Here is a 12,744-nt window from a genome sequence, read left to right as displayed (position 1 = left end):
ATCCGGTGCCGCGGAGCCGCCGGCGAGCGCGGCGAGGGCGACACCGGCGCGGCCGGATCGTCGGCGAGTGGTTCAGATCGTGCACAGCGCGGGTGCGAGAGTCGGCAATTTCGGCATCGGCCAGGCCGGGCGGGCCGAGGCGGATGCCGCCGGACTGGCCTGGGTCGGGACCGGGGCCAGGCGATTGCCCTACGGCGGCACCCATCGCTGGATCAGCGAAGACGGGTTGCGGCAGTACCGCCCGCCGCAGCAGAAACCGTCCGGACGGGGTGTCGAGGCCAATTACGAGGCGCGGTCGGAGACCGGCCGGCACTGGGAGAGCAACGCGCATCTGGAGATCGGGGAGCGGTCATGAGAGCGGAACTGAAGGGGATGCACAGCCCGGATATCGATCTCGCGGACCTGGAGGCGACGGCCGCGGCCGACGCGGTGCTGGTCCAGTTGATGATCGGGCCGGCGGGCGCGGCGGGAGAGGAGTCGTTCGACCTCGTCGTCCGCACTTCGGCCGGCAGCGCCACGGACATGGACGCACGCGGCTTCCGGCCGGCCGACCACGCATTGGTGCTCGACCGTATCGATCCGGCGGAGATCCGCCGCCGCGTCGAGGGCTTCCTCCATGATCTCGACCGTCCCACCTGGGATGCGCTGGCCGGGGCGATCGGCCGGATCGCGCGCTGGGAGTTCGCGGGCTACCGGCCTGCTCTCGACGCCGACGCGTAGGTCGCGGTGGATTCGCCCCCTGGGTGACACCGGTGTGTTCCCCGGGTCGGGCGTACGGTGCCGGGGCCCCCGGCGGGGCCCGCTGCTGCGCGCGGACTGTGCCGGAAGGGAGTCGAACGGTGGTCTCGGAGTGGATCCCGTGACGGCCCGCGCCGGGGCGGGTCACCCGGCGCCCGGTGACCCGGACCGTGGTGACCGCACGACGGACCCGCATCCCCTGGTAGTGGGCGCAGGTCGGCACGACGCGGGTGTCGGGGGTCGCTTCCGCCGGTGTCGCCGCGCGACGCAGCGGCCGGGGGACTCAGGCGGATTCGGCGAAATTGTCCGCGGTCCAGATCTGGGCCAGCTCCTCGAGAGGGAGTTCGAGTACGCGGCTCAGCGAGACGACCGTGCCGAAACCCGGGGAGGGGAGGCGCCCGGTTTCGATCTTGCGCAGGGTCTCCGGGGAGATACCGGCCGCGCGGGCGACCTCGGCGAGGTCGCGCCCGTCGCGGGCGGTACGCAACCGGACTCCGAGGCGGCGGCCGGCGTCGATCTGGGAGGCGGTGAGGGGCAGGCGGACCATCTCTCCACTCTAAAGAGTGGTATTAATGTACCGCAAGGATGGTATAGAAATACCGATGGCTGTGGAGGTTGTGATGGTGGAATTGAAATCGCCCGACGAGATCGAGCGGATGCGCGTCGCGGGGGCGTTGGTGGCCGAGATCCTGGCGGAACTGCGGACGGTCGCGGCGGTGGGGGTGAACCTGCTCGACCTGGAGATGATCGTGCGCGAACGGATCCGGCAGCGGGGCGCGGTGTCGTGTTACTGGGACTACGCGCCCTCGTTCGGGCGCGGCCCGTTCCGTAATACGGTCTGCCTGTCGGTCAACGACGCCGTCCTGCACGGTCTGCCCTTCGACTACGCGCTGCGCGACGGCGACGTGCTGACCATGGACCTGGCGCTGAGCCTGGACGGCTGGGTCGCCGACGCCGCCACCACCGTCATCGTCGGCACACCTGCCGCCGCCGACCTGCGCCTGGTGCGGGCCACCGAGGAAGCGCTTGCCGCGGCCATCGAGGCCGCGCAGCCGGGAAACCGGATCGGCGATATCTCCGCGGCCATCTCCGCGGTCGCCGGTGCGTACGGCTACCCGGTCAACACCGAGTTCGGCGGTCACGGGCTCGGGCGGACCATGCATGAGGACCCGCACGTCTCCAACGCCGGCCGCGGGGGCCGCGGCTTCCGGCTGCGGCCCGGCCTCACCCTGGCCCTGGAACCCTGGTTCGCCGCGACCACCGACCGGATCGTCACCGATCCCGACGGCTGGACCATCCGCTCGGCCGACGGCTCCCGCACCGCCCATTCCGAGCACACCGTCGCGATCACCGCCGACGGACCCCGGGTGCTGACCGCGGTGGGGTGACCGGGCGGGCGCCGGGCCGCGGTTCATCGCCCGGTCCGCCGTTACCCGCTCATCCGAATTCTGACCCGGGACGGCTGACCTGCACTGGCCGAGGGCGCACCCTCGGGATCGCTCGCCACGATGGCATTCGCGAGCGCACCGTCCGCTCTGCCGCCGAGAGGTCATCGCATCCGGCGCCGACCGTCACCACCGGCCGGTGCTCCTGGATGGAGTACAGCCGTCGACCGCTTACCTGAGCGTGTACGTTTCCTGCCCTTCCGGTACCGGCCGGCGCGCGGGCCGGTACCGGTGGAGGACGAACTGAAGGACGACCCGTGCCAGGGCTCAGGTCGCCCGGCTCACCGACGACATGTGGAAGTCCGGAATCCGCAGCGGCGGCATGGCCGTACGGGTGAACCAGTCCTTCCATTCCCGGGGCAGCGTGAGCTCGGTGGCCCCGGCTTCGGTGACCCGGCGCAGCAGGTCCAGCGGGCTCTCGTTGAACCGGAAATTGTTCACCGCCGCGGTGACCTCCCCGTCCTCCACCAGGTACACACCGTCGCGGGTGAGGCCGGTGAGCAGCAGCGTGGCCGGGTCGACCTCGCGGATGTACCAGAGGGTGGTGAGCAGCAGTCCGCGCTCGGTGCGCGCGATCATCTCGTCCAGCGTCGCGGCGGAACCGCCGGTGAGCAACAGGTTCTGGACCGGAACGGTGGGCGTGGCGTCGTAGTCGGCGGCGGTGGCCCGCGGATACACCAGATCGGCGATCGCGCCGTCGCGCAACCAATCCACCCGCGGCGCGGACAGCCCGTTGTCGAAAACCGATACCGTCTCCGACGAGGCCGAGGTCGCCACGAACGGCAGGCACTGCAATCCGGGCGCCGCGGGATCGGAGGAGAGCGTCAGTGGGATATCGGTGAGCTTCTCACCGACCCGGGTGCCACCCGCGGCGGCGAACGCGGTGTGCCCCTCCTGGGCGCCCCGGCCCTCCATCGACCAGTACATGTAGATCAGCAGATCCGCGACCGCCGAGGGCGGTAGCAGGGTTTCGTACCGTCCGGCCGGCAACTCCACCCGCCGCGCCGACCAGTCCAGCCGCCGGGACAGTTCCGCCAGCAGCGCGGGAGTGTCCACATCGGTGAAATCCGCGGTGCCTGCGCCCACCCAGGCGCTGGCCGGCTCCTCCCCGTCGCCGCGCTTACCGTTGATCTCGATCGAACCGGTCGGCTGGGTGTAGCGGCGCCGGACTCCGGTCGAGGTGCCGAGCCAGGTGGTCTGCACCTGATGGTGCGCGAAACCGTAGAGCCGGTCGCCGCCGTCGAACCCGGTGGCCAGATCGGCGGCGAGCCCGGTGAACACATCGATCCCGGTGACGGCCGGAGCCTGTTCCCAATCCGATGCGGGCGGAACGGCGTCCGCGTCCAGCAGCGGCATGGCGTCGCGGGCCGGTTCGGCGGATCGGGCGGCTTCCTCGGCGGCCCGTACCACGGCTTCGATATCGGCGGGGTCGACGCTGGTCGAGGCCACACTGCCGACCCGCGCCGAGCGCGGCCCGTCCCGGAACACCGAGATCACCGACCAGCGCCGCGAGACGGAGGCGCCGTTGGTGGTCATGGAATTGCCGGCCCAGCGCAGCGAGGCCTCGTACTCGTCGCTCACGATCACGATCGCCTCGTCGGCCCGGGACGCGCCGAGGGCCCGCTCGACCACCGCACCCGCGGGCAGTACACCCGCACCGATCACCGTCATCGTCCCGCCTCCGTCCGGGTGTTGAGGACGTTCACCCCGCGCACCAGCACCGACGGGCATCCGTGACTGACCGCCGCGACCTGGCCGGGCTGGGCCTTCCCGCAGTTGAACGCGCCGCCCAGCTGCCAGGTCGACGGCCCGCCGACCGCCTCCATCGACCCCCAGAAGTCCGTGGTGGTCGCCTGATAGGCGACATCGCGCAACTGGCCGGCCAGTTCACCGTTGCGGATGCGGAAGAACCGCTGCCCGGTGAACTGGAAGTTGTAGCGCTGCATATCGATCGACCAGCTCTTGTCACCCACGATGTAGATCCCGTCCGCCACCCGCGAGATCAGCTCCGCGGTACTGGTATCGGTCTCGGGGTCCGGTTGCAGCGACACATTGGCCATCCGCTGGATCGGTACATGATGCGGGGAGTCGGCGTAGGAGCAGCCGTTGGAGCGGTCCAGGCCGAGCCGCGGCGCGAACACCCGGTCGAGCTGGTAGCCGACCAGCACCCCGTCGCGCACCAGATCCCAGCGCTGACCGGCCACTCCGTCGTCGTCGTAGCCGACGGTGGCCAGGCCGTGCGGCTGGACCCGGTCGGCGGTGACATGCATGACCGGGGTGCCGTAGCGCAGCGTGCCCAGCAGATCCGGGGTCGCGAACGAGGTCCCGGCGTAGGCCGATTCGTAGCCGATCGCGCGGTCGTACTCGGTGGCGTGGCCGATGGATTCGTGGATGGTGAGCCACAGATTGGTGGGGTCGATCACCAGATCGGTCGGGCCCGCGGTGACGGTCGGCGCCTTCACCTTCTCGGCCAGCCATTCCGGGATCCTGGCCAGTTCGGTGTCCCAATCCCAGATTCCGTCGGCGCCGGTGACGTACTCCCAGCCGCGGCCGACCGGTGGGGCCAGAGTGCGCATGGTCTCGAACGAGCCCGCGGCGGTGTCGACGGTGATCGCCTCCAGTTCCGGGTGCAGCCGCACCCGCTGCTGGGTGATCGAGGAACCGGCGGTGTCCGCGTAGTAGGTCTGTTCCTTGACCTGCAGAAGTGACGCGGTGACATGGTCGACGCCGTCGGTGGCGCTCAGCCGGCCCGAATAATCCTGGAGCAGGGCTACTTTGTCGGCCGAAGGAATGGTGAACGGGTCGACCCGATAGTCGGAGACCCAGCGGGCGTTCTCGTAGCGGGGTTCGCCGGCGAGTTCGACACGTTCCCGGTTCAGCGCCCGCAGGGTGGTCGCCACGGCCACCGCGGACCGCGCGACTTCGGCCGCGGTCTGCGGGGTCAGTGCCGCGTGCGAAGCGAAGCCCCAGGTGCCGTCGACGATGACGCGGACGGCGAACCCGAGTTCGACGCTATCGGTCAATGCCTCCACCCGGCCGTCGCGTAACCGCAGTGTCTGCGTACACAATCGGTGCACCCGCAGGTCGGCGTGCTCGGCTCCGGCCGCGCGGGCCGTGGCCAGCGCCGCCTCCGCCAGCGCCGTCAGCGGCAGGTCCGCGAACTCCGGATCGATATCGTGCCCGGGTGATAGGCCACCCGATTCGGTGGAGGTTGTCGCTGTCACCCTGCACAACTTAGTCCGCCGCGGCCGATCCCGGGTGGTGCGCTCAACCGAACTGCTGCCAGCCCAGCCGGATCACCATTGCCACCACCACGACCAGCAGCACCGCGCGCACGAACTCCGCGCCGCGGTCCAGCGCCATCCGCGACCCCAGTACCGCGCCCACGATATTGGCCATCGCCATCGCCGCGCCCAGCGCCCACAGCACATGCCCGGTGGCGCCGAAGTAGATCAGCGCGCCGATGTTCGAGCCGCAGTTGATCACCTTCGCCATTGCCGCCGCGCGCACGAACTCGGTGCCGAGCGCAGTGGCGAACGTGATGATCAGGAATGTTCCGGTACCGGGGCCGAGCAGCCCGTCGTAGGCGCCGATCAGGCCCGCCGCCAGCGCCACCACCAGCACGACCTTGCGCCGTGACGGGGGATGGGTGGCCAGGGTGATCCCGATGGAGGGCCGGGCCGTGACGAAGATCGCCACCCCGATCAGCACCACCAGCACGAGGGGAATGAACAGGTCCCGGTCGATGAGCGCCACCGCCGCCGCGCCCGCCGCCGCGGTGATCGCCGCCAGCACGGCGGCGGGTATCAGCAGCCGCCACTGGAGCGGGACCTTCCGGGCGAAGGTCGCCGTCGCCGTGGCCGTGCCCGCGACCGCCGCCAGCTTGTTGGTGCCCAGCGCTGTCTGCGGGGCGAGGCCGGGCGCCACCAGCAGCAGGGTCGGGAGCACGATCAGTCCGCCACCACCCACCACGGCGTCCACCCAGCCGGCGGCGCCCGCGGCCGACAACAACATCAGCCAGTCGATCACATCCACGCGCTCAGCAAACCAGACGGTCCGCAGGCGAGATCACCCGCTCACGTATCCCGCCGGGGCCGTCCTCCTAGGCTGGGCGGGTGCGCCGGTTCATTCTGTGGCTTCGAGACAACCCGATCGTCGCGGACTCCGCGCTCGCGGCGACCCTGCTGGTTTTCGACCTCGCCATGGCCCGCGACAGCACCCACCTCGTCGCCTTCGTGGTGTTCTCGGTGCTCATCCCGCTGCCGATCGTGCTGCGCCGGATCTATCCGCGGGCCATGGCGGCGACCTTCATGGCGCTGTCGATCTGCGCCACCACCATCGGGTACCTCGTCGGCGACCCCACCGGGCACGCCGCGCTGATCGGCCACGGGGTCATGCTGTACACGCTGGTGGCCTATGTCGGCCGGCGCGCCGGACTCTGGTACGTGCTGGCGCTGGTGGCCGATACCGCCTACGGAATGGCGCTGCTGACCGGGTTCCGCGCCGGAGATCTGGCCTTCGTCTCGGTGTTCTTCGCCCTGTGCTGGGCGCTCGGCGAGTTCACCGCCGCCCGCCGCGCCTACGACGCGGAAGTGGCGGCCCGGCTGGCCGTCGCCGACTCCGACCGGGAACGCCGTGCGCACGACGCGGTCTCGGCCGAACGCACCCGAATCGCCCGGGAGCTGCACGATGTGGTCGCGCACGCGGTGAGCGTGATGATCGTGCAGGCCGACGGCGCCCGCTTCGCCCTGCGCACCGACCCCGACACCACCGAGCAGGCGCTGGTCACCATTGCCGGGACGGGGCGCGAGGCACTGCGCGAGCTCCGCCGCACCGTCGCGCTGCTGCGCACCGAACACGCCCCCGACGGAGTGCCCCAGCACGGGACGGCGGGGCTGGCGGCCGTGGTCCAGCTGATGCGGGACGCCGGCCTGGCGGTCGAACTGGAACTGGCCGGTGAACTGGACGGTGTGGCCCCCGAGATCAGTCTGGGGACGCACCGCATCGTCCAGGAAGCCCTGACCAACACCCTCCGTCACGCCGGCGCCCACCCGAAGGCGTGGGTGCGGGTGCGGCGGCATGCCGATCACATCGAGGTGGAGGTCGTCGACTCCGGCGGGGTCCCGGTGCGACCCGAGGACCGGATCGAGGGCAGCGGCCTGGGCCTGGCCGGTATGCGCGAACGGATGGCGGTACTCGGCGGCAGCCTCGAGGCGGGCCGCCGGGCCGACGGCGCCTGGCGGGTATACGCGCGGATTCCGCTGTCGGCACCGGATCGGGAATAGGCCGCAGCCGCCACTACATTGGAGTTCGTGCCGATCACCGTGCTCATCGTGGACGACCAGGAACTCATGCGCGTAGGACTGAAAATGGTGCTCGGCGCACAACCCGATATCGAGGTGGTCGGCGAAGCCGACAACGGGGCCGCCGCTGTCGCCCGGGCCGCCGAATTGATCCCCGATGTGGTGCTCATGGATGTGCGGATGCCGGTCGTGGACGGGGTCACCGCCACCGGGCGCATCCTCGAAGCCGACCACGGCAGCCGGGTCCTGGTGATGACGACCTTCGACCTCGACGAACACGCCCTGGGCGCGCTGCGCGCCGGTGCCAGCGGTTTCCTGCTCAAGGACACCCCGCCCGAGGATCTGATCTCGGCCATCCGCAGTGTCGCGGCCGGGGACGCGGTGGTGTCGCCGAAGGTCACCAAACGACTCCTCGATCGGCTGATCGCCGAAGAACCCACCCCCTCGCGCGACCCCGAGATCCTCGAGGTGCTGACCGCTCGCGAACGTGAAGTGCTCGAACAGATCGCCGCCGGGCGATCCAATGCCGAGATCGCCGGTCAGCTGTTCCTGTCCGAAGCGACTGTGAAAACTCACGTCGGCCGGGTGCTGACCAAGCTGGGCTTGCGTGACCGCGTGCAGGCGGTGGTGCTGGCCTACGAAACCGGGTTGGTGCGCCCGGGCGGTTGATGATCCGCAGTCCGCGGCCGCCTCCGGGCCGGGCGCAAAACCGGCCGCCCGGTGGTTGGTGCGGGTGGGTCCGGGAGCAAATCGGACATCTCGTTCGTTGTACAGGCAGTCCGACCGAAAGGTTCGCCCATGCCCGTCCTCGGTTTCCTCGTCTATCTCGTCGTCGAGATCGCCGTTTTCGCCGCCGCCGTCACCTGGCTCGGCGCTGTTCCCGCCATCCTGTTGCTCATCGCCAGCTCCGCCGCGGGTATGTTGCTGCTCGGTTCGCAGTGGCGCCGGGTGGGGGAGCAGTTCCGCCGCGCCTCGCGCGGTGAGATCACCCCGGGTGCCGCGGTCGCCGACGGCGCGCTGGTGGGTGCAGGCAGCCTGCTGATGTTCGTGCCCGGCCTGGTCACCTCGGTGGTGGGGCTACTGATGCTCATCCCGCCGACCCGCGCGCTGTTCCGGCCGGTGCTGGCGGCCCTGGCCGTGCGCCGGGTCGCGAAGATCGCCGCGGCCGCGCCGTACCGGCCCACGGTGATCGATGCCGATGTGGTGGACGGTGTGGTGGTGAGCGAGTGGTACACCGACGAGCGGCCCGGTACCGCCACCATGCTGCAGAAGCGATTGCCGGTGGCGGACCGGCGTTCCGACAGTCCGCCGGTATAGCGCGCCCGGGGCCGGATGCCGATGGTTACGAATCGTCGGCCATGCGGTACTCGCCCCGTTCCAGCCGGTCCAGTACACCGGCGGTCCAGCCGGTGAGATTGTCGAAGACCCCGCTCCACAGTTCGAGCAGATCGGTGGCGTGCGGGGGCTCGTAGCGGCCCGGATAGTCGCCGACCATGGCCAGCAGGTCGTCGCGGATCGCGCGGCTGCCTTCGCGCTGTTCGCGTAGCTTCGCGATCACATGGGCGCGCGGCAGGGCGTCCATGAACGCGATTCCGGCACCGAGTTCCTCCATGTCCACGCTGGTCAGCGCCGCGTCCATACGCTGCAGGAACTCCGCCTCGCCGGCGGCGGTGAGTTCGAAGAGAGTCCGGCCCGGCCCCCTGCCGCCGTCCTCGGTGCCCAGGGTGCGCAGCTTTCCTTCCTGGGTGAGCTGCTTGACGGCGTGATAGATGGATCCGGGCTGCACATTGGTCCAGGTATCCGCGCGCCAGGACAGCAGTTCGCGGCGCACCGCATACCCGTGGGTCGGCTGCCGCCGCCGTGCCACCCCGAGAACCAGCAACCGTACCGCCGCCATCGCCGCTCCTTCCGTCACCGGAACAGTACGGTACTCAAATTTGACTTCCGATTGCCGTGCCCCCTACCCTCGGGTAGTCAAAATTGACTATTGAGAGGGTTCTCATGGGAGATACCGCGGTACCGGTGCTGCCCACCCGCGATCTGGCCCGCACGCTCGACTTCTACCGGGCGCTCGGGTACACGGTCACGCACGAGCAGACGCGGCCCTATATATACGGCGCGATCTCGGCATACGACTGCGAGCTCCACTTCACCGCCGCACCCGCGGGACACGCGGCCACGGAGCAGGCGGGATGTCTGGTGATGGTCGACGACGTCGCGGACCGGCATCGGAGCTTCAGCACGGCGCTACGGGAACGGTACGGGCGGATCCCCACCCAGGGGCCCGGGCGTATCACTCGATTCCGGGCCGGCCAGACCAGATTCAGCCTCATCGACCCGGACAGCAACTGGGTGATCTATATCGCGCGGACGGAGCCGCGGGAAGTCGAGTACGGCGGCTCGGCGAAACTGACCGGTCTGGCCAGAGTGCTGGACAATGCCCGGATCCTGCGCGATTCCAAGAACGACGACAAGGCCGCCGAACGAGCGCTCGAGTCGGGGCTGCGCCGCCACGGCGCGACGGCCCATGTGCTGGACCGGGCGCGTGCCCTGGCAGCGCTGGCCGAACTGGCGGTCGCCCGCGGAAATCCGGACAAGGCGGCCGAGCGCCGGGCCGACCTGGCGGCGCTCGGACTGACCGAGGCCGAACGGCGGGAACTCGCCGCCGAACTCGGCGCGGCCGCCGATCTCGAAGAATGGCTGCGGCCACAAGCCGATTGACCGGCCCGGCAGGCTCGGCCGCTGTCAGTCCGGGGTGGCCGGTTCGGCGCGCGGGGCGAGTTCGATGCCGACCGTGCCCGACTTCCCGCGGCGCAGGATGCTGCCGAACACCACCAGGGGCCCGGCGAGCCGGTACTTGCGGCGGATGAGTCGACGGACCCGCGCGCTGCCGTCGGCATCGAGAACGCGGCCGGTGCCGTGGACGACCTCACCGCGTGGGGTGCCCTTGTAGTCACACGGCTGGAGCGTCACCTCCGGGTTGCGTCGCAACCTCTTCACCTTCCAGCTGTCGGTGACAGTCCAGACGTAGAGCTTGTCGTCCTCGGCCGCCGCCCACAGGGGAGTGGGCACCGGGGTGCCGTCCTTGCGGAAGGTGGTGAGCAGAACGTAGTCGGCGGTACCGACCGCACCGAGCGTTGTGGTCATGACGTCAGCGTAATTCGCCGGGGGGTACGGTGGCGGCCCGTCGCTCGCGCCCACCGGCCGCTCGGGATCGCTCGGGAGAGGTGTCGGTGGTCCGGGGTGTTCGAACGGGCCGCATGGTGGTACGAACTGCGCGACTCCGGCTCGGTTTGCGCAACCGCCCGCACCGGGCGGCGAACTCGTTCGTGCGCGGGTTCGGCGACCGTCAGCGTGGACCGAGCCAGGCGGGCAGGGACTCGCGCGCCGCCCGCCACCCCTCCGGTATGCCGCGTATCGACCCGTGGTGGCCGACCCCCGTATGCGCTGCCACGATCCCACCGGCGATCGCGGCCGTGGTGTCCGCATCCCCACCTGCTTCGACACACGCGGTCACGGCCGCCGGATAGTCACCGAGGAAACTCGCCGCCGCCCACAGCGTGAACGGCACCGTATCCTGCGCGCTGACCTGGGCGCCGTTGCCGAGTTCGTAGGCCGCTTCGGCCACGGATCGCCCGATCAGCTTCCGCGCGCGACGGACACCATCCGTGGTCCGGCCATCGACCAGATACGGCTCGAGCGCATCCAGTAATTCCCCGGGTGCGCATTCCCTGCCCCGTGCTGCCGCGGCGTAACCGGCGGCGACGGCAACCACCATGGCACCGACGATCGCTTCCGGATGCCGGTGGGTGACCTCGGCGGAAAGCGCGGCCTGCGCCGCTGCTCGATCCAGGTCTCCGGCGAAATACGCCCCGAGCGGGGCGACCCGCATCGCAGCACCGTTTCCCCATGATCCACGGCCGCCGAAAACAGCACCCGCCGCGTCGGCCCACGGGCGTCCGTCGCGAATCTCGTGCAGCACGACGACTGTGCCCGCACCGTAGCCGCGATAGGGTTCACATCGATCAGCGAACACAGCCGCGAGCGCATCCCGGTCGATATGGCCGCGGTCGCGGACTTCCGCATACACCGAACAGGCCATCTCGGTGTCGTCGGTCCATTGCCACGGGGGCGCCGGCGGTCGCCCGGCACGAAGATCGGGTACGGAGCGACCGGGAACGAAGAACTGTGCACCCAACGCATCACCAACGGATAGACCCGTGAGGCTGTCCCAGGCGGCATCGGTGTTCGGCATGCTCGTACGAGCATGCCGGTGAGAGGCCCTTACCGCAACTCCGGATGCTCCGCTGAAACGATAAAAGCCATGACCACCTTCCTGACACCGCAACAGCGCGCCGGTCGCACCTCCGCCGCCGTCGACGCGGCCGTCGCGGCGGGGCGCGAGCTCGGCCTCACCGTCACCGAACCCATGGTTCTGCACGATGTCTTCTCTGTCGTCGTCCACCTGGCGCCCGCGCCCGTCGTTGCCCGGATTCCGACCGTCCTGCCGCGCCCGGAGGATCTCACCGCCCTCGCACGCCGCCAGCGGAACGAGCTGCAGGTAACACGTTGGCTCGCCGACCGGGGCGTACCCGTGGTCGCGCCCAGCCCCCTCGTGCCGCACGAGCCCGTGCAGCGCGACGGTTTCTCGATGACGCTGTGGTCGTTCGTCCCGCACGACCGGGACAGGGAACCGGACTATGTGGCGAATGCCGAGAGCGTCGCCGACCTGCACGCGGCGATGCGTCCCTATCCGGGAAGCCTGGGGTTTCTGTCCGCGGCCGAACCACAGTTCATCGCCGAAAGCCTTGCCCGGCTCGACCGGCACCCCGCCCTGATCGGCGCGGCCGAACTGGACCGAGCCCGCCGCGAATGGCAGATCCTGGAACCCTTCGTGCGCTCACGCACGGCCTTCCAGGATCGGTTCCCGGGTATCGACCTCCAGCCGATCCACGGCGACTCCCCGCCCGCCAACATCTTCTCCGGAGCGGATGGGGACCTCTACGCCGACTTCGAACTGGTCACGCTGGGTCCCGTCGAATGGGACCTCGCCGCCCTCGGACCCGAGCACGAGTCCGCCTACAACCGGGGCGCGCGGCGTAACGGCATGAGGCAACTCGACGAGAAGGTTCTCGGCTTCGTCGACGCCGTGGGCATGCTGCGCGTCGTCGCCACCCTCACGCTCGTACCGCAGTTGCCCGAGCTGATGGAGTACCTCGAGCCGGCTGTCGACCAGTGGCGGCGGATGCCCTTCGCGG

15 protein-coding genes are annotated in these 12,744 nt (G+C 70.2%); 8 read left to right on the top strand and 7 right to left on the bottom strand.

What is annotated here, in order from left to right:
* Together ON38_RS34155 and ON38_RS13720 are read left to right on the top strand one after the other, a co-directional pair.
* A partial coding sequence (locus ON38_RS34155) for a hypothetical protein (protein ID WP_218000778.1) occupies nucleotides 1-355 on the top strand: 355 nt, incomplete at its 5' end.
* On the top strand, nucleotides 352-720 hold the full coding sequence (locus ON38_RS13720; protein WP_039825168.1) for an Imm8 family immunity protein: 369 nt from the start codon (nucleotides 352-354) through the stop codon (nucleotides 718-720). The genes ON38_RS34155 and ON38_RS13720, both read left to right, overlap by 4 nt.
* Nucleotides 721-1,021: 301 nt before the next feature.
* Here the strand turns inward: ON38_RS13720 and ON38_RS13715 are convergent, their stop codons facing one another.
* A complete protein-coding gene (locus ON38_RS13715) occupies nucleotides 1,022-1,285 on the bottom strand; it encodes a helix-turn-helix transcriptional regulator (protein ID WP_039825167.1) in 264 nt (87 codons plus the stop codon).
* Between the two features lie 73 nt (nucleotides 1,286-1,358).
* Between ON38_RS13715 and map the strand changes: the two genes are divergently transcribed.
* Nucleotides 1,359-2,126, top strand: coding sequence for a type I methionyl aminopeptidase (map, locus tag ON38_RS13710; protein WP_039825166.1), 768 nt, complete (start codon nucleotides 1,359-1,361; stop codon nucleotides 2,124-2,126).
* Nucleotides 2,127-2,450: 324 nt separating this feature from the next.
* Here the strand turns inward: map and ON38_RS13705 are convergent, their stop codons facing one another.
* The 3 genes from ON38_RS13705 to ON38_RS13695 form a co-directional block, all read right to left on the bottom strand.
* On the bottom strand, nucleotides 2,451-3,854 hold the full coding sequence (locus tag ON38_RS13705) for a metallopeptidase TldD-related protein (RefSeq protein WP_039825165.1): 1,404 nt from the start codon (nucleotides 3,852-3,854) through the stop codon (nucleotides 2,451-2,453).
* Entirely contained in the window at nucleotides 3,851-5,356 is a 1,506-nt protein-coding gene (locus tag ON38_RS13700; protein WP_039825171.1) for a TldD/PmbA family protein, read from the bottom strand. Before ON38_RS13700 ends, ON38_RS13705 begins: the two co-directional genes overlap by 4 nt.
* A 94-nt stretch (nucleotides 5,357-5,450) precedes the next feature.
* Nucleotides 5,451-6,218 (bottom strand): TSUP family transporter, encoded by a 768-nt coding sequence (locus tag ON38_RS13695; protein ID WP_039825164.1) that lies wholly within the window; start codon nucleotides 6,216-6,218, stop codon nucleotides 5,451-5,453.
* A gap of 80 nt (nucleotides 6,219-6,298) precedes the next feature.
* On the opposite strand from ON38_RS13695, the gene ON38_RS13690 reads away from it, so the two are divergent.
* The 3 genes from ON38_RS13690 (at nucleotide 6,299) to ON38_RS13680 (ending at nucleotide 8,803) form a co-directional block, all read left to right on the top strand.
* On the top strand, nucleotides 6,299-7,468 hold the full coding sequence (locus tag ON38_RS13690; protein ID WP_039825163.1) for a sensor histidine kinase: 1,170 nt from the start codon (nucleotides 6,299-6,301) through the stop codon (nucleotides 7,466-7,468).
* Between the two features lie 27 nt (nucleotides 7,469-7,495).
* Nucleotides 7,496-8,155: a response regulator gene (locus ON38_RS13685; RefSeq protein WP_039825170.1), complete on the top strand. Its 660-nt coding sequence runs from the start codon at nucleotides 7,496-7,498 to the stop codon at nucleotides 8,153-8,155.
* Between the two features lie 129 nt (nucleotides 8,156-8,284).
* On the top strand, nucleotides 8,285-8,803 hold the full coding sequence (locus tag ON38_RS13680; protein ID WP_051164711.1) for an FxsA family protein: 519 nt from the start codon (nucleotides 8,285-8,287) through the stop codon (nucleotides 8,801-8,803).
* 25 nt (nucleotides 8,804-8,828) lie between these two features.
* On the opposite strand, the gene ON38_RS13675 is transcribed toward ON38_RS13680, so the two are convergent.
* Nucleotides 8,829-9,383 carry a PadR family transcriptional regulator gene (locus ON38_RS13675; RefSeq protein WP_039825162.1) on the bottom strand — a complete coding sequence of 185 codons (555 nt, stop codon included), beginning with the start codon at nucleotides 9,381-9,383 and terminating at the stop codon, nucleotides 8,829-8,831.
* A 104-nt stretch (nucleotides 9,384-9,487) separates the two neighbouring features.
* On the opposite strand from ON38_RS13675, the gene ON38_RS13670 reads away from it, so the two are divergent.
* Nucleotides 9,488-10,207 (top strand): DUF8817 family protein, encoded by a 720-nt coding sequence (locus ON38_RS13670; protein WP_039825161.1) that lies wholly within the window; start codon nucleotides 9,488-9,490, stop codon nucleotides 10,205-10,207.
* Nucleotides 10,208-10,231: 24 nt separating this feature from the next.
* Here the strand turns inward: ON38_RS13670 and ON38_RS13665 are convergent, their stop codons facing one another.
* Both ON38_RS13665 and ON38_RS13660 read right to left on the bottom strand, forming a co-directional pair.
* A complete protein-coding gene (locus ON38_RS13665; protein ID WP_039825160.1) occupies nucleotides 10,232-10,633 on the bottom strand; it encodes a PPOX class F420-dependent oxidoreductase in 402 nt (133 codons plus the stop codon).
* A gap of 202 nt (nucleotides 10,634-10,835) precedes the next feature.
* Nucleotides 10,836-11,741 carry an ADP-ribosylglycohydrolase family protein gene (locus tag ON38_RS13660; RefSeq protein ID WP_039825159.1) on the bottom strand — a complete coding sequence of 302 codons (906 nt, stop codon included), beginning with the start codon at nucleotides 11,739-11,741 and terminating at the stop codon, nucleotides 10,836-10,838.
* 69 nt (nucleotides 11,742-11,810) lie between these two features.
* Between ON38_RS13660 and ON38_RS13655 the strand changes: the two genes are divergently transcribed.
* A partial coding sequence (locus ON38_RS13655; protein WP_039825158.1) for a phosphotransferase occupies nucleotides 11,811-12,744 on the top strand: 934 nt, incomplete at its 3' end.

Source organism: Nocardia testacea NBRC 100365 (genome assembly GCF_000308775.1).
Lineage (GTDB): Bacteria > Actinomycetota > Actinomycetes > Mycobacteriales > Mycobacteriaceae > Nocardia > Nocardia testacea.
The sequence above is the reverse complement of the archived record's forward strand: the minus strand, read 5'-3'. Positions and strand labels throughout refer to the sequence as shown.